16 protein-coding genes are annotated in these 20,306 nt (G+C 59.7%); 9 read left to right on the top strand and 7 right to left on the bottom strand.

Annotation, left to right across the window (positions count from 1 at the left end; all coding sequences use genetic code 11):
- Positions 1-98: 98 nt before the first annotated feature.
- The 4 genes from gatB to pepN form a co-directional block, all read right to left on the bottom strand.
- Entirely contained in the window at positions 99-1,610 is a 1,512-nt protein-coding gene (gene gatB / locus ACR0JW_RS07540) for an Asp-tRNA(Asn)/Glu-tRNA(Gln) amidotransferase subunit GatB (RefSeq protein ID WP_480713772.1), read from the bottom strand.
- 99 nt (positions 1,611-1,709) lie between these two features.
- On the bottom strand, positions 1,710-2,897 hold the full coding sequence (locus ACR0JW_RS07535) for a hypothetical protein (protein WP_480713771.1): 1,188 nt from the start codon (positions 2,895-2,897) through the stop codon (positions 1,710-1,712).
- 204 nt (positions 2,898-3,101) lie between these two features.
- Positions 3,102-3,530 carry a hypothetical protein gene (locus ACR0JW_RS07530; protein ID WP_321254101.1) on the bottom strand — a complete coding sequence of 143 codons (429 nt, stop codon included), beginning with the start codon at positions 3,528-3,530 and terminating at the stop codon, positions 3,102-3,104.
- Entirely contained in the window at positions 3,527-6,079 is a 2,553-nt protein-coding gene (pepN, locus tag ACR0JW_RS07525) for an aminopeptidase N (protein WP_480713770.1), read from the bottom strand. Before pepN ends, ACR0JW_RS07530 begins: the two co-directional genes overlap by 4 nt.
- 223 nt (positions 6,080-6,302) lie before the next feature.
- Between pepN and ACR0JW_RS07520 the strand changes: the two genes are divergently transcribed.
- From ACR0JW_RS07520 to ACR0JW_RS07510, 3 genes are all read left to right on the top strand, one after another.
- The gene (locus tag ACR0JW_RS07520; RefSeq protein ID WP_170677885.1) at positions 6,303-8,438 is read left to right on the top strand and encodes a malate synthase G; all 2,136 of its coding nucleotides are present in this window, start codon (positions 6,303-6,305) and stop codon (positions 8,436-8,438) included.
- Positions 8,439-8,520: 82 nt separating this feature from the next.
- A complete protein-coding gene (locus ACR0JW_RS07515; protein WP_170677883.1) occupies positions 8,521-8,946 on the top strand; it encodes a heme-binding protein in 426 nt (141 codons plus the stop codon).
- A gap of 231 nt (positions 8,947-9,177) precedes the next feature.
- Entirely contained in the window at positions 9,178-9,957 is a 780-nt protein-coding gene (locus ACR0JW_RS07510) for a gamma-glutamyl-gamma-aminobutyrate hydrolase family protein (RefSeq protein WP_170677882.1), read from the top strand.
- Between the two features lie 39 nt (positions 9,958-9,996).
- Here ACR0JW_RS07510 and ACR0JW_RS07505 read toward each other — a convergent pair whose 3' ends face one another.
- Together ACR0JW_RS07505 and ACR0JW_RS07500 are read right to left on the bottom strand one after the other, a co-directional pair.
- Positions 9,997-12,237, bottom strand: a complete 2,241-nt coding sequence (locus ACR0JW_RS07505) for a molybdopterin cofactor-binding domain-containing protein (RefSeq protein ID WP_170677881.1) — start codon at positions 12,235-12,237, stop codon at positions 9,997-9,999.
- Positions 12,238-12,240: 3 nt separating this feature from the next.
- Positions 12,241-12,705, bottom strand: a complete 465-nt coding sequence (locus ACR0JW_RS07500; protein ID WP_170824652.1) for a (2Fe-2S)-binding protein — start codon at positions 12,703-12,705, stop codon at positions 12,241-12,243.
- Between the two features lie 98 nt (positions 12,706-12,803).
- Here ACR0JW_RS07500 and ACR0JW_RS07495 point away from each other — a divergent pair, with 98 nt between their 5' ends.
- Complete coding sequence (locus ACR0JW_RS07495; protein ID WP_170615298.1) at positions 12,804-13,382, top strand: TetR/AcrR family transcriptional regulator; 579 nt, start codon at positions 12,804-12,806, stop codon at positions 13,380-13,382.
- Here the strand turns inward: ACR0JW_RS07495 and kynU are convergent.
- Complete coding sequence (kynU, locus tag ACR0JW_RS07490; protein WP_170677879.1) at positions 13,375-14,568, bottom strand: kynureninase; 1,194 nt, start codon at positions 14,566-14,568, stop codon at positions 13,375-13,377. The two genes, ACR0JW_RS07495 and kynU, sit on opposite strands and share 8 nt — an antisense overlap.
- Positions 14,569-14,738: 170 nt before the next feature.
- Here kynU and ACR0JW_RS07485 point away from each other — a divergent pair, with 170 nt between their 5' ends.
- The 5 genes from ACR0JW_RS07485 (at position 14,739) to ACR0JW_RS07465 (ending at position 20,261) form a co-directional block, all read left to right on the top strand.
- Entirely contained in the window at positions 14,739-15,188 is a 450-nt protein-coding gene (locus ACR0JW_RS07485; RefSeq protein ID WP_321254091.1) for an isoprenylcysteine carboxylmethyltransferase family protein, read from the top strand.
- 131 nt (positions 15,189-15,319) lie between these two features.
- The gene (locus ACR0JW_RS07480) at positions 15,320-16,891 is read left to right on the top strand and encodes a Re/Si-specific NAD(P)(+) transhydrogenase subunit alpha (RefSeq protein WP_170677877.1); all 1,572 of its coding nucleotides are present in this window, start codon (positions 15,320-15,322) and stop codon (positions 16,889-16,891) included.
- A gap of 13 nt (positions 16,892-16,904) precedes the next feature.
- The gene (locus tag ACR0JW_RS07475) at positions 16,905-18,359 is read left to right on the top strand and encodes an NAD(P)(+) transhydrogenase (Re/Si-specific) subunit beta (protein WP_170615302.1); all 1,455 of its coding nucleotides are present in this window, start codon (positions 16,905-16,907) and stop codon (positions 18,357-18,359) included.
- A gap of 161 nt (positions 18,360-18,520) precedes the next feature.
- Entirely contained in the window at positions 18,521-18,877 is a 357-nt protein-coding gene (locus ACR0JW_RS07470; protein WP_170677875.1) for a VOC family protein, read from the top strand.
- Positions 18,878-18,983: 106 nt separating this feature from the next.
- A complete protein-coding gene (locus ACR0JW_RS07465; RefSeq protein WP_170677873.1) occupies positions 18,984-20,261 on the top strand; it encodes a DUF3422 domain-containing protein in 1,278 nt (425 codons plus the stop codon).
- Positions 20,262-20,306: the final 45 nt, after the last annotated feature.

Raw genomic sequence — 20,306 nt, 5'->3', positions numbered from 1 at the left:
AAGCAGATGCTCAGCCCGAAATCGGGGCCGAGCGGTTAACTTTTCGTTATGTACAAAATGCACACTGTGGGTCGTGCGCGACGTGCAAACCCGAAGATTTACGAACCCAGCTTTTTGCTGACCAATTCGTTGACGGCCTTCGGGTTGGCCTTGCCACCGGTCGCCTTCATCACCTGACCGACAAACCATCCGGCCAGTTTCGGGTTCACTTTGGCCTTTTCGACCTGCGCTGGGTTGGCGGCGATGATCTGGTCCAGAGCCGTTTCAATCGCGCCGGTATCTGTCACCTGTTTCATGCCGCGTTCTTCGACGATCTGTGCCGGGTCCCCGCCTTCGGTATAGACGATTTCAAACAGGTCCTTGGCGATTTTGCCCGAGATGGCGTCCGACGAAATCAGGTCGATGATACCGCCCAGCTGCGCTGGCGAAACCGGCGACTCGGTGATGTCGTGATCTTCTTTCTTCAACCGGCCGAACAGCTCGTTGATGACCCAGTTCGCGGCCAGTTTACCGCTGCGTCCCTTGGCGACTTCTTCGAAATACGCTGCCGATTCCACCTCGGCAGTCAGCACCGATGCGTCATAGTCGGTCAGACCGAACTCGCTGATAAAACGCGCTTTTTTGCCGTCCGGCAGTTCCGGAAGGTTGGCGGCGATATCGTCCACCCACGCCTGCTCGATCTCAAGCGGCAGCAGGTCGGGGTCCGGGAAATAGCGGTAATCATGCGCCTCTTCCTTGGACCGCATGGACCGCGTCTCGCCCTTGTCCGGATCGTACAGGCGGGTTTCCTGATCGATCTTGCCACCGGCCTCAACAATTGCGATCTGACGGCGGGCTTCGACCTCAATCGCCTGCTGGATGAAACGCATCGAGTTCATGTTCTTGATCTCGCACCGTGTGCCCAGATGCGAGAAGTCCTGCGTTTCCTGATACTTCTCATACGCGCCCGGCAAGCAGATCGAGACGTTTACGTCCGCCCGCAGGTTGCCGTTCTGCATGTTGCCGTCGCAGGTACCCAGATAGCGCATGATCTGGCGCAGCTTGGCGATATAGGCGGCGGCTTCTTCGGGGCCACGGATGTCGGGTCGCGACACGATCTCCATCAGACAAACACCGGTCCGGTTCAGGTCCACAAAGGACATATGCGGGTCCATGTCGTGGATCGATTTACCCGCATCCTGTTCCATGTGGATACGCTCGATCCGCACCTTGCGCGCGGTGCCATCACCCATCTCGACCAGCACTTCGCCCTCACCCACAATCGGATGATAAAGCTGGGAAATCTGGTATCCCTGCGGCAGATCGGGATAGAAATAGTTCTTGCGGTCAAAGGCCGATTTCAGATTGATATCTGCCTTCAGGCCCAGCCCGGTCCGCACCGCCTGTTCCACGCAATACTCGTTGATCACCGGCAGCATGCCCGGCATTGCCGCGTCCACGAAAGCAACGTTTGCGTTCGGTTCAGCCCCGAATTTTGTCGACGCGCCCGAAAACAGTTTGGCATTGGACGAGACCTGCGCATGCACTTCCATCCCGATTACCAGTTCCCAGTCGTGCTTGGCCCCGGCAATGGTCTTGGGTTTGGGCATTTCGTATGTCAGGTCGAGCATGGCGCGCCTCATATCCGCAGAAAGTCTAGGCCAGCGTATTAGGCCCGGCACGTCAGAGGAGCAAGGGGGAATGGCTGTGATTTCCAGTCTTTTGCCGGTTCAGTTCCGTGAAAGTTGCAGGCCCGACGAGGTAAATGTCACGTCCTTGCCGCTGTTGAGTTCCTCGCGAAACAGATCGGCGATGGCCCGCAGTGCGTCCCGGTGTCCGCGCGCAGCGAACCGCTCGGGCGAAGGAACGCGGACCGAGTTGTTGAACCCGGCGGCCGCATGCGCCCAGATCAGCGGATGCAGTTCGGTCAGATGATCGCGGATCAGCCAGTTTGCCGCCTCGCGCAGTTGCGAGCGGACAAGATCGGCTTTTTCGTTCAGGCCCACGCCGTTTTGCACGGTAATGGCGCAATAGGCCGACAGCATGTTGATGGTCTGCTGGTCCGGACGACGCTCCAAGATGTCGTGCAGCCCCTCCAGGAAGAACTCGATATCGACCCGAGCGCAGGCTTCCTCATCCAAGGCAATCGCATCGAATTGGACCCAGGTATATCCCCCGGCGCCCCATATTTTTTGCGTTCTGGCGGCGTTGCGCAGGGCCTGAACCTCAAGCTCTTCATAGCTGCCAAACCAGCGCGGCAGCAGATGGCTGCCCATGGCGCGCATGTGACGCTGGTTTTCGGGGTCCAGCGCGATCAGCCGCTCGTACTCGTCCGCTACCCGAACCGACGTGCGGCGTTGACCGGCCAGCAGGGCGCAGCCTGCGGCAGCAACCAACGGGCTGTCTGGCAACACGGCCTTGCACTTGGGCAGAATAGCCGCCGCCCGGTCAAAATGCGCTGCGCAGCGCGACCGGTGCAGCGGTGGCAAGGTCGCATCCAGCGCCGTTCCCCGCCATGCCCAGGCAAGATCAATATGTGCCAGTGCAACGATCAGGGCTATCATCGGGTTGCCGGGGTGTTCCTGCATCACGTCTTCCAGATCGGCGACGCCTCCTAGCAGATCATAGTCTGACAGGGCCTTGCCATCCGACAATGCATGTTCAGCGGCCAGAACCACATCCGAGCGTGCACCGAATGCCAGCAAATCAGCAATCGGCAACCCGTCGGGCGCGGTGTCGCGCGCTGCATCAGCTGCCCGCATTTCTGCGGACAGATCTTCCCACCGGTCCTGCCGGGCCAGATGACGGCCGCGTTCAATAGTGGTGCGTCCCACGAAGTCGCCAGCGTTTAGTTGTGCAACGGGAATGTTAAGCTGCCCCTGATCAGGCAGAACGGCGGCAACAGCATCTGCTGCCACCTTGTTTGGCGGCGCAATTTGCCGGGAAGGATTTGTGAAACGGGCAAGATGAGCCCTGAATGACCTGAACATGGCGAAACTCGGAACTGTAACAAAAAACGTAACTTACAGCGAAAGTCTGGCCGTAAATCAGCGTCAGTTCAAGTAAATTGCCTGAAACACTTCAGAATCCCGGGTCAATCCGGTCAGTGGCGGCTCATCGTTTCAGAAAACTGTAAAATGATGCCGTTCGACCCGAAAGCCGGCGTTTTCCAAAGTGTTTTCAAAGGCCCGGTGCGGCGGGACCGACTCATCCGGCAGCCGGATACGCTTGCCTGATCTCAACATTAGAGAGACGCGAACCGAGAAGTCCCAACGTGTGTCGAAGCGGAAAAAATCGATCTCGTTCAGGTCGATTTCACCTTCGCGCCCGCCCGAATGCCACCTGAGGCAATCCCGGTCCAGCGTCAGCCCGGCGCTGGTGTCTTTCACGATGTCCCAGATGGCCGGCAGCGTGGCAAGCGCCAGCACCCCGACCAGCCATAGTGCGGCGTTGAAAAAGATCACGAGCGATATCAGCCCCGCAAAGACGCCGATCAGGATCAGTACAGTGCGGGGCGCGCGGTTTTGCCGGGTGAAGGTAAAGGGCGTCATGCGTCGAGTATGCGTGACACCATTTCCCCGGTGTCCCGCGACAGGTTCGGGGAGTCCTGGATGCGTGTCAGTTGTGTGCGCATCAGGGCCTGACGGTCACTGTCATACCTCTTCCATGTCTGAAAGGCCGAGCACATACGCGCGGTGGTCTGCGGGTTGACCGGGTCAAGCCGGATCAGCCAGTCCGCCAGCAAGGCATAACCTGCGCCGTCGGCCTGATGGAACCCGGCGTGGTTCATTGCCAGCGCGCCCATCACTGCGCGGAACCTGTTGGGATTCTTCCAGTTGAAATCGGCATGTTCGGTCAGATTGCGCGCGGTGTCTGGCACCGCATCGGGCGCGGCCATCGCGACCTGCAGGCCGAACCATTTGTCCACGACCAGCCGGTCGTGCTGCCACTGCGTGTAAAATCCGGCCAGTTCCGTCTCACCTTTTCCGGCCCGCAAAAGACAGGCCAGGGCCGAGAGTTGAAGGGTCATGTTGTTGGCTGCGCCATACTCTTCTACTGCCTTGGCACCGCCGTCCAGGCGCGAAGTCAGCGACAGAGCGGCGCTGCCCAGTGCGCGTTTGCCGGATTGCTCCGCGTCGGGGCTGTAGGGGGTCTGAACCAGGGCTTCGCTGTGCAGGCGGGGCAGCAGGTCCTGCACATGTTGCGCTGTGGCTTGCCGCAATGTCTCGACCGCACTCCAGATCGCCATTGGATCTGGTGTTTCACCACGGTCGAACAAGGCGGCAGCGAGTTCCGATTGCGTTGGCAGTCCCAGCATCAGGGCGCGGTAAGCCGGATCAAGATCCCGGTTGCGCAGCACGGCCAGCAACCCGTCCAGATAATCGGAGTCCGGGGTGGCGTCTTCGGATATCATGCGCAGCAGTGTGTCCTGCGCCAGTGAGCGTCCCGCCTGCCAGCGGTTGAACGGGTCGGTGTCATGGGCCAGCAGGAAAGCGCGTTCGGCATTGGTCTGATCGTGCTCCAGGATCACTGGCGCCGAGAAATCACGCAGGATCGATGGCGTTGGCTTGGCGGCCAGACCGGTAAAGGCAAAGCTCTGTTCCGCTTCCGTCAATTCCAGCATTTCAGTTGCGCGCACCTCGTCGCCGTTCGGCCCCAAAAGGCCAACAGCAACGGGGATCACCTGCGGCAACTTCTCGGTCTGACCCGGTGTGGGTTCTGTCCGCTGGCTGAGGGTCAGCGTATAGGTGCCATCGGCCCAGTCCTCTGTTACGGCCACCCGCGGGGTTCCCGACTGGCTGTACCAGCGCTTGAACTGGCTCAGGTCGCGGCCAGCAGTGTCCTCGAACACCTGGATCCAGTCCTCTATGGTGCAGGCCTGCCCGTCATGGCGGTCAAAATAAAGGTCGAGCGCCTTGGAATAGGCCTCATCCCCTACCAGCCGCTTCAGCATCCCGATCACCTCGGCGCCTTTTTCGTAGACGGTCGCGGTGTAGAAGTTGTTGATCTCCTGAAAGCTTTCGGGCCGGACGGGGTGCGATAGCGGCCCGTTATCCTCGGGGAATTGCCGTGCGCGCAGGTCTATGGCGTCGTGGATGCGCTTGACCGGGGCCGAGCGCATGTCGGACGTAAACTGCGCATCGCGGAAGACGGTCAGACCCTCCTTCAGGCACAATTGGAACCAGTCGCGGCAGGTGATCCGGTTGCCGGTCCAGTTGTGGAAGTACTCATGCGCGATGATCGCTTCGATCCGTTCGAAATTGGCGTCGGTCGAGGTTTCGGGGCTGGCCAGAACGGCGGAGGAGTTGAAGATGTTCAGCCCCTTGTTCTCCATCGCGCCCATGTTGAAATCATCGACGGCCACGATGTTGAACACATCCAGATCGTATTCGCGGCCATAGACATCTTCGTCCCATTTCATCGACTTCTTCAGCGCTTCCATGCCAAAGGCGCATTTGCCCTCGTCGCCCGGACGAACCCAAAGGTTCAGGTCCACGTCCCGGCCCGACATGGTGGTGAACCGGTCGGGAAAGGCGATCAGGTCGCCCGCGACCAGTGCGAACAGATAGGCCGGTTTGGGCCATGGGTCGGTCCATTCGGCCCAGCCTTCGCCTTTGGCCGTGGGGTTGCCATTGGACAGAAGCACGGGCAGGTCGCCATTTATCCGCACGGTGAAGGTCGACATCACATCCGGGCGGTCGGGGTAGAAAGTGATCTTGCGGAACCCCTCGGCCTCGCACTGCGTGCAGTACATGCCGTTCGACATGTAAAGCCCCTCAAGCGCGGTGTTGTTGCCCGGGTCAATCTCGACTTCGGCCTCCCACACGAACGGCGCATCCGGTGCATCCGCAGTCAGGCCCTTGTCGGTGACCTGTGGCGCGATGTCCGCGCCATCAATGGCGGCGCGGATCAGTTTCAGATCCTCGCCGTGCAGGAAAAAGGTTCGGTCCGTTGCTTGGGGATTGGGGTGGAACGCGATGCGCGATGTGACGCGCGTGGCGTGTTCGGCCAGATCAAAGGTCAGATGCACACTGTCCACCAGATAGCCGAAGGGCGTGTAGTCTTTCAGATAGATTGTGGTGGGGGCGGCGTCGCGCATCGGGGGCCTCGCATCGGTTCATGTCTGGCGCGACGTTATGGGTTGCGGCGATGCGCTGCAAGCGGTGCCGGGCACGTAAATCCGGCGTGCTTCTCCTGCGTGCTGACGCCACGCCAATCCGGCAGGTCCGCCGAAAAGCGATGGCGAATATGTTGCCTATCGGAAACTTCCGCTCTAATTGAAGCCGGCATACAGTGGCGTACAATTGCGGGAGATGTCGAATATGAGCAGTAGAGAAGCCAGGAACGGTTTGCAGATCGCCGTTGAACTGGCAGATTTCATCGAAAACCGGGCGCTGCCCGGAACGGGCGTTTCATCCGAGGATTTTTGGTCAGGCCTGTCCCGGATGGTTCAGGAGCTGGGGCCGAAGAACAAAGCGTTGCTGGCAAAACGGGCCAAGATCCAAGGCCGGGTCGACGGCTGGCATCTGGCCCGCACAGGGCAGGATCATGATGCCGCCGCGTATCAGGCTTTCCTGCGAGAGATTGGATACCTTGTCGAGGAAGGTACCGATTTTCAGATCGAAACCGCCAAGGTCGATCCGGAGATTGCTCTGACACCCGGGCCTCAGCTGGTGGTGCCAATCACCAACGCCCGCTTTGCGCTGAATGCCGCCAACGCGCGATGGGGCAGCCTGTATGATGCGCTCTATGGCACTGACGCGACGGGCGATCTGCCCGAGGGTAAAGGATACGATACCGCTCGGGGCGCCCGCGTGATCGCGTGGGCCAAGGCATTTCTGGATGACGCGGTACCGCTGGAAAATGGCTCGTGGTCCGACGTTTCGGGCCTGAGCGTCGAAGGCGGTGCGCTGGTGCCGGCGCTGGCCGATCCCGCAGGTTTCGTTGGCTTTGGCGGTTCCGCTGACAAGCCTGAGTTCGTGCTGCTGAAGAATAACGGTCTTCACGTGCAGATCATGATCGACCCCTCCAGCAATATTGGTGCCTCCGACCCCGCAGGCGTCGCCGATGTGCGCCTGGAGTCGGCGCTTTCCACAATCATGGACTGCGAGGATTCGGTGGCTTGCGTGGATGCCGCCGACAAGGTTGTGGCCTACAGCAACTGGCTGGGCCTGATGAAGGGCGACCTGACCGAAGAGGTTTCGAAAGGTGGCCGGACATTCACCCGAAAGCTGGCTGGCGACGTTGAATACATCGCCGTTGGCGGCGAAACCGCAGCGCTGAAGGGCCGCTCGCTGATGTTGATCCGAAACGTCGGCCATCTGATGACCAACCCCGCCGTTCTGGATGGCGAGGGCAATGAGATCGGCGAGGGGTTGATGGATGCGCTTTGCACCACGCTGATCGCGATGCACGATCTGCGGCGCGAGGGGGGCAACTCGGTCGAAGGGTCGGTTTACGTGGTCAAGCCCAAGATGCACGGGCCGGAAGAAGTGGCGTTCGCGGTCGAAATCTTCGACATGGTCGAGGATATTCTGGGCTTGCCGCGCAACACAGTGAAACTGGGCATCATGGATGAGGAGCGCCGTACGTCGGTCAATCTAAAGGAATGTATCCGCGCTGCAAAATCGCGGGTGGCCTTTATCAACACCGGCTTTCTGGACCGCACCGGGGATGAGATTCACACCTCGATGGAGGCCGGCCCGATGCTGCCGAAGGGCGACATCAAGAACACGCCCTGGATTGCGTCCTATGAGGATCGCAACGTTGATATCGGTCTGGCCTGCGGCCTGAAGGGCAAGGCTCAGATCGGAAAGGGCATGTGGGCGATGCCCGACCGGATGGGCGACATGCTGGACCAAAAGATCGGCCACCCGAAATCCGGCGCGACCTGTGCCTGGGTGCCTTCCCCAACCGCCGCTACACTGCACGCGACCCACTATCACAAGGTTGATGTTCTGGCCCGTCAGGACGAACTGGCGGCCGGCGGCGCGCGCGGCACGCTTGAGGATCTGCTGACCGTGCCCCTGCTGGGCGGGCGCAACCTGAGCGAAGAGGAAATCACTCGTGAGGTCGAGAACAACGCGCAAGGCATTCTGGGCTATGTGGTGCGATGGGTCGATCAGGGTGTCGGATGCTCGAAAGTGCCGGACATTCATGACATTGGCCTGATGGAGGACCGCGCGACCTGCCGGATTTCTTCGCAAGCGCTGGCCAACTGGCTGCATCATGATGTGATTGACGAAGGCCAGGTGATGGCCGCAATGCGCAAGATGGCGACCGTGGTCGATCGCCAGAATGCGGATGATCCGGAATATTCTCACATGGCGCCCGGTTTTGATGGTATCGCCTTTCAGGCGGCTTGCGATCTGGTTTTCAAGGGGCGGGTGCAGCCCTCGGGCTATACCGAGCCGGTTTTGCATGCACGGCGACTGGAAAAGAAAGCCAGTTTGGGTTGAGTTGCACGGGCGGGAACGAGGGGGCTGTCTGCCCCCTCGCGCTCCCCCGAGGATATTTTGGGCCAGATGAAAGGGATCAAGGATGGCTATTTCGTTGCGCAAGGCGCGCACCATCATTCGAAAGTCGTTGGAAAAAGCGCATGAGATGGAGTTGAAGCCACTCTCGGTGGTTGTGTTGGATGCCGGCGGCCACGTTATCGCATTCGAGCGTGAGGACGGCGCGGCCCCGGGGCGCTTTGGAATCGCGCAAGGCAAGGCCTATGGGGCGGTCATGTTGGGCATGGCGGGTACCGCGCAGATGCAGCGCGCCGAGGCTCAGGCCTATTTCATGACGGCGGTGAATGGCGTTTATGGCGGTCAGGTCGTGCCTGTTCCAGGTGGCGTCCTGCTGCGCGACAAAAAGGGTGCCGTGATTGGGGCGGTTGGGGTGACGGGCGACACGTCGGACAACGACGCGGCGGCGGCCCTGGCTGGCATCGAAGCTGCTGGCCTGACCGGCGAGATCTGACACGCAACGTTATGTCGTGGCCGGTGTGGAGGCTGAAGAACCGCCATTGGGAACTTATTCCCCCTATTAGTGACATTGCTGGAACAGTTTCCTGAATATTGATCGAAAATTGGGAAAAATTGTGCAATTGTGAACAGGAGCTTGCGCTGAGATGCAGGGTGTGTGCTATTGCACGTCTCATCTGCTGCCGATAGTTTTCAGCTAGATCTGGAAACGTTTTGGAAAACAACAATGTCACGACCCGTGGTTGGTATCATCGGAAACTCGTATCTGATGAACGATCAATACCCGACGCATGCCGGCGGTACGATGAATTCCGATGCGGTGGCGAATGTTTCGGGCTGCCTGCCGATGCTGATCCCGGCAGACCCCAGATATGTATCCGTCGATGAACTGCTTGAGGCCTGCGACGGCTTCCTGCTGACAGGTGGGCGCCCCAATGTTCACCCGGAGGAGTATGGCGAATTGGCCACCGAAGCGCATGGGGAATTCGACCGGGCGCGCGATGCGATAACTTTGCCACTGGTCCGGGCCTGTGTTGAGCGAGGTCAGCCGTTTTTTGGAATTTGCCGTGGGTTTCAGGAAGTCAACGTGGCATTGGGCGGGACGCTATACCCCGAAATCCGTGATCTGCCCGGGCGCATGAACCACCGGATGCCGCCCGACGGTACGTTGGAAGAGAAATTCGCCCTGCGCCATGTCGTGACACTGGCCGAGGGTGGTGTGTTCCACCGCTTGATGGGCGCGACCGAGGTGATGACCAATACGTTGCACGGGCAGGGGATCAAGACAGTCGGCCACAGGATCGAAATCGACGGCCATGCACCGGACGGCACGCCCGAGGCGATATATGTCAAAGATGCCCCGGGATTTACCCTGTCCGTACAGTGGCATCCGGAATGGGATGCTGTGAATGATCCTGTGTCACGGCCATTGTTCGAAGCATTTGGAGCGGCGGTGCGGGCCTGGGCGACCGGATCGGAAGCTGGACTGTTTCAACAAACCGCGTGACTTGCGCCGGCCCCGCAAAACGGGACCGGTCGGGTTGCATCAAACCAGCAGATTGAACTGATTAATCAGCGGCAGAGACCGAGCGCGTTCTCCGGTCAGGTCAAACAGCGCGTTGCCCAGTGCCGGCATTGATGGCGGCGTGCCGGGTTCTCCTGCGCCGCCCAGGTGACGGTTGGTTTCCAGCACGCGCACTTCGACTTCCGGGGCCGTGTGCATACGAACGGCGTCATAGTCGGGGAAGTTGAACTGTTCGACCTCGCCATCGGCAAAGGTTATTTCACCAAAGCAGGCCGCTGACAGGCCGTACATCATGCCGCCGAACATCTGCGCCTTTACGTTATCGGGGTCCAGCGCAATGCCCATATCGCAGGCAATCCAAGCTTTGTTGATGCGGATGCTGCCGTCTTCGTCAACGACTTCGATCACTTGCGCTACCGGAGTGCCGAAGCTGTAGGTGAAGGCGACCCCGCGGCCAACTCCGTCTGGGGTCTGGCCGGTCCAGCCCGACATGTCGCGCACCGCTTCCAGACATCCGGCCGATGGCGCGTGTTCGTTCTTCATCAGCTCCAGCCGGAATTCCAGCGGGTCGCGGCCGGCGGCATGGGCCATTTCATCCATGAAAGTTTCGTGGAAGAACCCGTTGTGACTGTTGCCGACCGAACGCCAGAAGCCGACGGGAATATCCAGATCGGCGATGTGGCCGCTGATGCGATAGTTCGGCACGGCATATGGCTGGTTGAACAGCCCTTCGACAAGTACCTTGTCGGGGCCGCCGCCGGCGAACCCGGTCACGCGAGACACAGCCTGATGTGTGCAGGATTGCGAGGCGACCCGACCGTCAATCAGAACCGCCTGACCGTCTTTGACCGCACCGCGCATCCGGGCCATTGCGCCGGGACGATAGAAGTCGTGGCGCATGTCCTCTTCGCGGCTCCAGGTCGTCAGAACCGGCGTGTTTGGCATGGCCATGGCGATTTTTGTGGCGATAACCCCAAAGTCAAACTCCAGCCGACGGCCATAGCCCCCGCCCAGATAGGTGGTATGAATTTCAACCGCATCGGTTTCGAGATTGGCCGCCTCGGCAATTTTGATCTGCATGAAGGTCGGGGCCTGATTGCCGCCCCAGAATTCCAGTTTGTTGCCGGAAAACAGCGCGGCGGCCGTCATCGGTTCCATTGTCGCGTGGGCCAGATAAGGCACGGTGTATTCCGCGGATATCTCGGTGGCGCCGTCCGGCAGAGTGCTGACGTCGCCGTCATCGCGCATGGTCGAGTTCGGGTCGTTCTCGAACGCCTCCCTGATCCTGTCAAAGATTGCCTCTGTCCCGGGCGGATAGGGCGCGTCGCCCCAATCCACGTCAATGGCTTCGACTGCCTGATTGGCCAGCCATGTATTGGTGGCAATGACAGCAACGCCAGTGCCCAGATCGACGATTTTCTCGACCCCCGGCATTGAGTTCGCGGCGGTGTCGTCAAAGCCGTTCATCTGGCCACCCAGTTTCGGGTTCATGCGGACCGAGGCGAACTTCATTCCGGGCAGGCGTACATCGATTGCGAATTCGGCGGTGCCGGTCGCCTTTTCGGCCATGTCCAGACGCGGTTGGGGTCGGCCAAGGTAACGCCATTCCGAGGGGTCACGCAGCGGCGCCTCGATCGGGTCGAGCTTGGCCACATCCACGGCCAGTTCGGTGTAGGGTATCTTGTCGCCATTCGGGGCAATCACATGGCCCGAGGCCGTTTTCAGGGTACTGCGGTCCACGCCCAGACGGTCGGCGGCAGCCTGTTTCAGCGTTTCGCGGGCCGAGGCGCCGGCTTCCCGCATCCGCTCGAACCCGTCCTTCATCGAGGTCGAGCCGCCCGTCACATGCAGGCTGAGCACTTTGCCGATCCCGCCCAAAGCTTCACCCAGATTGTGCTGGAAATCAGAGATGTCGTAGCCCTTGTTCGGCAAGCCTTCACCGATCATGGCCGTGTTGTAATAGGCTTGCGCCGCCGGGCCGTGCAGGACGGTGATCTGGTCCAGATCCACGTCCAGTTCTTCCGCGATCAGTGCGGCCCAGGTGGTTTTCACGCTCTGCCCCATCTCGGCGCGGGGTGCAAAGAGGATAACGCCGTTCTGGTCGATCAGAACGAACGGGTTCAGCGCCGCCTCGCCTTTGCCGGGTTTGAGCGGATTGGCAACTGGGCGGCTGACATAGTAGGCGCCGAACGCCACGCCGCCGACAATTGCGGCTGAACCGATCAGGAACGTGCGGCGGAGGATTTTACCAACAGATGCCATAATTTACGCCTCGTTTATCTTGGACGCCGCATCGTGAATCGCGGCGCGAATGCGGGGATAGGTGCCGCAGCGGCACAGGTTGCCCTGCATCGCCTCGTCGATATCACTGTCGCTTGGGGCGGGGTTTTCCGCCAGCAGCGCAGCGGCCTGCATGATCTGGCCCGACTGGCAATAACCGCATTGCGCGACCTGATGATCGACCCAGGCCTGCTGTATGGTGGCCATCGCGTCCGGGGTGCCGATACCTTCTATTGTGGTCACGTCACCCCAAACGTCCGATAGCGCAACCTGGCACGAGCGTACCGCCTCGCCATTAATATGGACGGTGCAGGCCCCGCAGGCTGCCACGCCACAGCCGAATTTGGTCCCGGTCAGGCCGACCTCATCCCGCAAGACCCAAAGCAGGGGGACGTCATCGGGCAGGTCAATCTGATGCTGCTTTCCATTGATCTTAAGGGCGGTCGCCATGGCGCACCTCTCGTAGCTGTCGCGGTTTCTGACACAATTGTTGAAAAGTGTCAGGATGTCAATTGACAAAATAAACAAAAAATGTCACGAATTTGAGCATGACAGAAGCAGTTGGCGATATACGGCAAAAAGCGATCCTGGACTCGGCCTTTCAGGCGTTTGCAACGTACGGATTTCGCAAGACATCAATGGACGACATAGCGCGGGGCGCGGGGATGTCCCGACCGGCCGTGTATCTGCACTACAAGAACAAAGAAGCGATCGTCAGAAAGCTGACCGAACTCTACTATGCGGAAAAAAGCGCAGCGGTTGCTGCCGCACTGGCGTCGCCCGGTTCCGTGCCGGACGTGTTGAAGCGAGCAATACGGGCGCAGACCGAAGGAATGGCAGCCATTCTGGCGCTGCCGCACGGGCTTGAACTGCTGGATAACACCAAGTCCATGTCTTCCGAGATCATCTCGGAGGGGGAGGCCATGCTGGCGGGGCTTTACGCAGACTGGCTGTCACACCAACAACAAGCTGGGCGCGTTCGGTTGTTCGCCGACGCCGTTGAAACCGGCCGGACCATTTCAGCGACGCTCAAGGGATTGAAACTGACCGGAGCGGGTGCCGAGGTTTACGAACAACAGGTAGGCCAGGTGGCTGACCTGTTTGGCGCCGGGCTAGAGGTCAGGTGACGCGCTGGCGAATTTTGTATTCCGGCGCGTCCCACAATCTGTTCTGCATGATATCTGCAAGAATTTCGACCGCGCGTTCGACATCCTGTTCATCGATGTAGAGCGGCGTGAAGCCAAAGCGCATAATGTCCGGGGCCCGGAAATCTCCGATCACGCCGCGCACGATCAGGGCCTGCATCGCGGCATAGCCCTCGGTGAAATGGAATGAGACCTGACTGCCGCGCAGGTTCGGATCTCGCGGGCTGGCCAGATGCAGACCAGGGCAGGTGGCTTCGACGCGCGCAACGAAAAGCTCGGTCAGTTCGATGGACTTGGCCCGCACGTCGTTCATTTCTGCCAGATCCCAGACATCCATTGCTAATGCAAGCGCGCTCATCTGAATGACCGGGGGGGTGCCGACCCGCATTCTATCGATCCCGCTGCCCGGACGGTAATCCAGATCAAAGGCAAATGGCGCTTCGTGACCCAGCCAGCCGGACAGTGCGGGCCTGACGCTGTCAGCCAGACGTGGTGCGACATAGATAAAGGCAGGTGCGCCCGGACCACCGTTGAGGTATTTGTATGTGCAGCCCACTGCAAAATCTGCGTTGCAGCCCGACAGGTCAACGGGAATTGCGCCCGCAGAATGGGCCAGGTCCCAGACCGTAACTGTGCCGTTCGAATGCGCCTGTTCCGTCAGCGCCTTCATGTCGTGCATGCGTCCCGAGCGATAGTCCACTTCCGTCAGCATCAGAACGGCAACGTCTTCGGTAATGTTCGCGGCCACGTCCTCAGGGGCGACCACACGCAATTCATAATCCGGTCCGAGTGAGCGCAGAAGCCCGTCCGCCATGTAAAGGTCCGAGGGGAAGTTTCCGTTGTCCGACAGAACAACCTTGCGGTTGGGGCACAGCTCCAGCGCGGACGCCACGGCCTGATATACCTTGATCGACAATGTGTCGCCGACCACAACGCTGCCGGGTTCGGCCCCGATCAGCCGCCCGATACGATCACCCAGCCCGGTCGGCATTCCCATCCAGCCTGCCTTGTTCCAGCCGGTGATCAGCATTTGCCCCCATTCGTTGGCCATCATGTCCTGCACACGTGCGCCCGCCGCCTTGGGCAAAGGACCGAGCGAATTGCCATCCAGATAAATCACGCCCTCGGGCAGGTCGAACATGGCTTTGGTTGCGGCAAAATCGGTCATTCAGTGCTCATCTCATTGTGCTTCGGATCAGTGTTTCCACGGGCCTATCTGATCGGATACCGCCTGTCCATCGATGCGACATCCTGAGCTTTGCCATTTTGGCCCGAAAGCGGTAGGACGTCGTTCAGAAGCGACATGATCGCGCGTGTCGTCAATCACAGGAAATGTGCGTGCAACGGATTGATGTACCACCCGTCTGGCTTTTGGGATTCGCCGTGCTCGCGTGGCTGCAGGGACGTCATCTGTCGTTGGATCTGTCGCTGGAAAGCGGCCTGACCGATCTTTTGAGTGGCATCCTGATCGGAGGGGGCATCCTTCTGGCCGTGTTGGCCATCGTCGAATTCCGCCGCCACAAAACCACCGTCATTCCGCACGAAACACCGACCGCGATGGTACGCTCGGGCATCTACAAGCGCAGCCGCAATCCGATTTATCTGGGGGATGTTCTGATCCTGGCCGGTCTGATTCTGCGTTTTGATGCAGTGCTTTCTCTGGTTTTGGTGCCGGTCTTTGTCTGGGTCCTGGAACGCCGTTTTATCCTGCCGGAAGAAGACCGCCTGCGCCGGACATTCCGCGCCGATTTTGCCCGTTATGAACGGGAAACACGGCGGTGGATATGAGTGGGTTGCGGCGATGATCCAACGTCAAAAATGCTGCGCTTGCGAAATAATGTTGCGCAGGATACATGTTTGCTTATCAAACAATACCGACCACCTGCTCAGATTGAGTCAAAATTAGGGGGATAGCACCGGTGAAAATAGGCACACCGAAGGAAAGACTGGACGGAGAGAACCGGGTTGCGATGACGCCGGACTCTGCCGTGCAATTGCAGAAGCTGGGCTATGAGTGCCTGATCGAGAAGGGCGCGGGTGCCGCTGCCGGGTTCTCGGATGCGGCCTATGAGGCTGCGGGTGTCGAGGTGGTCAAGACCGCGGCGGCGCTATGGAAGGCGGCCGATATTGTCGCCAAGGTGCGCCAACCGACCGATGTGGAATTGAAGCGGCTGACCAAGGGCAAGACGCTGATCTCGTTCTTCAACCCTGCGGGCAACGAAGAAGGCATGGAACTGGCCAAATCCAAGGGCGCAAACGTGATCGCCATGGAAATGGTGCCGCGTATTTCGCGCGCGCAGAAGATGGACGCACTTTCGTCGATGGCCAATATCGCGGGTTACCGCGCCGTGATCGAGGCGGGCAACAACTTTGGTCGCTTTTTCACCGGTCAGGTGACGGCGGCAGGTAAAGTGCCGCCTGCAAAGGTGCTGATCGTTGGCGCCGGTGTGGCCGGTCTGGCGGCCATCGGGACCTCGACCTCGCTGGGCGCGATCACCTATGCGTTCGACGTGCGCCCGGAAGTGGCCGAGCAGGTCGAGTCCATGGGTGCTGAATTCGTCTATCTGGACTTTGAAGAAGACCAGCAGGACGGCGCGGCCACCGGCGGTTATGCCTCGGTCCAGTCCGAAGAGTTCCGCAACGCGCAGCTGGCCAAGTTCCGCGAACTTGCGCCCGAGATGGACATCGTCATCACCACGGCGCTGATCCCGAACCGCGAAGCGCCCGAGCTTTGGACCAAGGACATGGTTGAAAGCATGAAGCCCGGCTCGGTGATCGTCGATCTGGCGGCGGAAAAGGGCGGCAACTGCAAGCTGACCGTGGCGGACGAGAAGATCGTGACCGACAATGGCGTGACCATTATCGGATATACCGACTTCCCCAGCCGGATGGCAGCACAGTCCTCGTCTTTGTATGCGACCAACATCCGTCACATGATGACCGACCTGACGCCCGAAAAGGACGGTCAGATCAATCACGACATGGAAGATGACGTCATTCGCGGCTCGACTGTGACCTATGAGGGCGAGATTACCTTCCCGCCGCCGCCGCCGAAAGTGCAGGCGATTGCGGCGCAGAAGAAACCGGAAGTCAAGGAACTGACCCCGGAAGAGAAGAAGGCGCAGGAGATTGCGGCCTTCAAGGCGCAGACCAAGCAGCAGTTCACACTGCTGGGTGTTGGTGGTGCGCTGATGTTGCTGGTGGGGCTGATCGCTCCGGCCAGTTTCATGCAGCACTTCATCGTCTTTGTGCTGGCGATCTTTGTGGGCTTCCAGGTGATCTGGAATGTTTCGCACAGCTTGCACACTCCGCTGATGGCGATCACCAACGCGATCTCGTCGATCATCATCGTTGGGGCCTTGATGCAGATCGGATCAGGATCGTTCCTGGTCATTCTGCTGGCGGCGCTGTCCGTCTTCATGGCCGGGATCAACATCTTCGGTGGCTTCCTCGTAACCCGGCGCATGCTTGCCATGTTCCAGAAATCTTAAGGAGGCCGGGCACATGGAATTTGGCTTCACTACTGCTGCCTATGTTGTTGCGGCTGTTTTGTTCATCCTTTCGCTCGGCGGTCTGTCGAACCAGGAAAGCGCCAAGCGCGCGGTCTGGTATGGCATCGTCGGTATGGCGCTGGCGGTCTTCGCCACGCTGGTTGGTCCCGGTTCGGGACTGTGGCTGCTGTCGCTGCTGCTGATCGCCGGTGGCGGTTTCATCGGCCAATACGTGGCGCAGCGCGTGCAGATGACCGAGATGCCGCAGCTTGTCGCAGCTATGCACTCGCTGGTGGGTCTTGCGGCTGTGTTCGTCGGCTTCAACGCTCATTTCGAAATCGGTAACGTGGCGCAGGTCATGGCGATTGCCGACAGTGCGTCTCAGGCGGATCTTTCCGATCTGGGCGCATTTGCTAAGCTGATCGCCAAGAAGACCGCGGCGGAACTGGCAATCCTGCATGTCGAATTGTACCTCGGCATCTTCATCGGTGCGATTACCTTTACCGGTTCGGTTGTCGCCTATGGCAAGCTGGCGGGTAAGGTGACGAGCGCCGCAACTAAACTGCCCGGCGGTCATGCGCTGAACGCGGCGGCTGCCGGTCTCTCGCTGATCTGCCTGATCTGGTACACCTCGTCGGGTGGCCTGTTCCCGCTGATCCTGATGACGCTGGCGGCGCTGTTCATTGGTTACCACCTGATCATGGGCATCGGAGGCGCCGACATGCCGGTGGTTGTGTCGATGCTGAACAGCTACTCGGGCTGGGCCGCTGCGGCGATCGGCTTCTCGCTGGGCAACGACCTGCTGATCGTGGTCGGCGCGCTGGTGGGCTCGTCCGGTGCGATCCTGTCCTACATCATGTGTAAGGCGATGAACCGTCACTTTGTCAGCGTGATCCTGGGCGGCTTCGGTGGCCCGCAGGGCGAGCAGATGGCGGTCGAGGGCGAGCAGGTGGCGATCGACGCAGATGGAGTTGCGGCCGCGCTGAACGACGCTGACAGCGTGATCATCATCCCGGGCTACGGTATGGCCGTCGCGCAGGCGCAGCAGTCCGTTTCTGAACTGGTCCGCAAGCTGCGCGCCAAGGGCAAAGAGGTGCGTTTTGCGATCCACCCCGTAGCCGGTCGTCTGCCGGGCCATATGAACGTTCTGTTGGCCGAAGCGAAGGTGCCGTATGACATCGTTCTGGAAATGGACGAGATCAACGATGACTTCCCGGACACGGATGTGGCCATCGTGATCGGTTCGAATGACATCGTGAACCCTGCGGCGCAGGAAGACCCCAACAGCCCCATTGCCGGCATGCCGGTTCTGGAATGCTGGAAGGCCAAGCAGGTGTTCGTGTCCAAGCGTGGTCAGGGTACTGGCTATTCGGGCATCGAAAACCCGCTGTTCTTCAAGGAAAACACCCGCATGTTCTATGGCGACGCCAAGGCGAGCCTGGACAAGCTGCTGCCCATGATCGACTGATCGGCAGGCTGAACAATATTGCAAAGGGCGCCAGACGGCGCCCTTTTCTTTTTTTGATATGCAGGAGGCTTTGCCTCCTGACCTCCAGGATATTTTTGGCCAGATGAAGCAAGCGGGGCGTGCTAGGCTGGGTAGGACAGGTTGTTGACAGGAGGGCGTTGATGGAAAAGGTGAACGGCATCGGCGGTGTGTTTTTCCGCGCGCGTAATCCGAAAGCGTTGTCCGCATGGTACGAGACACATCTTGGGGTCAATCACTACGATCCTGTCCCCTGGCAACAGCGCGAGGGGTACACGGTGTTTGCGCCTTTCGACCAGGAGACCGAATATTTCGGCCGGTCAGAGCAACAGTGGATGATCAACTTCCGCGTCGATGATCTGGCAGCGTTAATCGCGCAGCTTGAGGCAGCAGGCATCCAGGTCGAAACCCGCGATGAGTGGGACAGTGAGGTCGGGAAGTTCGCTCGTATTCACGACCCTGAAGGCAATCCGGTCGAGCTCTGGCAGCCAAATCAATAGGATAGCGCCACTGTATGCGGTGGTATTCATGTAAGTATATGAAATAAAACAATAATTGATGTATTTTGAATGCGGGGTATAGTGGCCTGGAATCAGGGAGCTAAGAATGACGCCCATCCAGGATCATCCGCTGCGCTATGCGCTGGCCAATGAATTGCACGCGCGCCCGTTTCCGGTGGCGAAAACGCCCTGTACGGTGGTGTTTCTGGCCATCAAGAAGCCCGTTGCGGCGGCAGCGCGGGATCGTGATGAAGATGTTGCGCATCTGACGGATCTGCTGAACCGCCACGGAGCACCGCATCCGCAACCCGGGGCCACGCATTATGCCGGACAGATCGGGCGTCACTGGCTCAAATGGGAGCAGCACGCTGAATTCGTCACGTATACGGCCATTGCGCAGAATGTCAGTGACCGCCCGTTCAATCCGGCGGACTTCGAAATTTTTCCGCCCGACTGGCTGATGGCAAGCCCCGGTCAGCGCGTAACCTCGGCGATGCTGCGGGTGGTGGAATGCAAAGATGATGACTCCGTGAAGCCGATGCTTGCGGATTGGTTCGAACCGGAAAGCCTGGCGGTGGCCCGCGTTTTGGATGACGCCGCCATTTGCGCCAGCGATTTTCGCATCGACCCGGCGGGTCATATGCGCTTTGCCGTTTTTGTCCGTGACGGGACCAATCAGCGCCGGACTGGCCGTATCATTCAGCGTCTGTGTGAAATCGAGACCTATAAGGCAATGTCCATGCTGGGCTTTGCGCGGGTGAAACAACTGATGCCGCGCATAGGCGAACTGGACGGGAAGCTGACGGAATTGATGAGGCAGATGACCGTCAGTTCGTCCAAGCCGGATGAATTATTGCCGCAACTTTTGTCCACGTCGATCGAACTGGAAACCCTGTCGGCCCAATCCTCTTTCCGCTTTGGAGCGTCGGGCGCCTATGAAGCTATCGTCAACCAGCGGATCGAAATCCTGCGCGAGGAGCGGTTCGAGGGCGGCCAGTCTTTTGCCGATTTCATGATGCGCCGCTATGACCCGGCAATGCGCACCGTGAAGTCGGCCGAGCGCCGCCTGCAAGCCTTGTCAGACCGGGCCATCCGCGCCGGCGACCTGCTGCGGACACGGGTGGATGTGGAACGAAGTGCGCAGAACCAGGCGCTGCTGGAAAGCATGGATCGTCGCGCGGATCTGGCCTTGCGACTTCAGCACACGGTGGAAGGCTTGTCGGTTGTTGCAATCAGCTATTATGCGGTGTCTTTGGTCAGCTATCTTTTGTATCCGCTGACGAGCGCGGGCATCAGCAAGGGAATGCTGACGGCCGCCGTGACCTTGCCGGTCGTCGCTGGCGTTTGGGTCGGTGTCCGCCGTATCCGCAAGCGGCTGTCCTAGATCACGTTTGCGAAAATCCAACAGGCCTGTAGAACGGGGCCGGCA

Source organism: Ruegeria sp. BG6, from assembly GCF_056538465.1.
This window is presented reverse-complemented; position numbering and strand designations above follow the sequence as displayed.

What these genes read in the sequence shown, in the direction of transcription:
- gatB (WP_480713772.1), bottom strand. Translation starts at nt 1,610, where the DNA reads ATGCTCGACCTGACATACGAAATGCCCAAACCCAAGACCATTGCCGGG.
- ACR0JW_RS07510 (WP_170677882.1), top strand. Translation starts at nt 9,178, where the DNA reads ATGTCACGACCCGTGGTTGGTATCATCGGAAACTCGTATCTGATGAAC.
- pepN (WP_480713770.1), bottom strand. Translation starts at nt 6,079, where the DNA reads ATGCGCGACGCCGCCCCCACCACAATCTATCTGAAAGACTACACGCCC.
- ACR0JW_RS07495 (WP_170615298.1), top strand. Translation starts at nt 12,804, where the DNA reads ATGACAGAAGCAGTTGGCGATATACGGCAAAAAGCGATCCTGGACTCG.
- kynU (WP_170677879.1), bottom strand. Translation starts at nt 14,568, where the DNA reads ATGACCGATTTTGCCGCAACCAAAGCCATGTTCGACCTGCCCGAGGGC.
- ACR0JW_RS07530 (WP_321254101.1), bottom strand. Translation starts at nt 3,530, where the DNA reads ATGACGCCCTTTACCTTCACCCGGCAAAACCGCGCGCCCCGCACTGTA.
- ACR0JW_RS07470 (WP_170677875.1), top strand. Translation starts at nt 18,521, where the DNA reads ATGGAAAAGGTGAACGGCATCGGCGGTGTGTTTTTCCGCGCGCGTAAT.
- ACR0JW_RS07500 (WP_170824652.1), bottom strand. Translation starts at nt 12,705, where the DNA reads ATGGCGACCGCCCTTAAGATCAATGGAAAGCAGCATCAGATTGACCTG.
- ACR0JW_RS07505 (WP_170677881.1), bottom strand. Translation starts at nt 12,237, where the DNA reads ATGGCATCTGTTGGTAAAATCCTCCGCCGCACGTTCCTGATCGGTTCA.
- ACR0JW_RS07515 (WP_170677883.1), top strand. Translation starts at nt 8,521, where the DNA reads ATGGCTATTTCGTTGCGCAAGGCGCGCACCATCATTCGAAAGTCGTTG.
- ACR0JW_RS07520 (WP_170677885.1), top strand. Translation starts at nt 6,303, where the DNA reads ATGAGCAGTAGAGAAGCCAGGAACGGTTTGCAGATCGCCGTTGAACTG.
- ACR0JW_RS07465 (WP_170677873.1), top strand. Translation starts at nt 18,984, where the DNA reads ATGACGCCCATCCAGGATCATCCGCTGCGCTATGCGCTGGCCAATGAA.
- ACR0JW_RS07475 (WP_170615302.1), top strand. Translation starts at nt 16,905, where the DNA reads ATGGAATTTGGCTTCACTACTGCTGCCTATGTTGTTGCGGCTGTTTTG.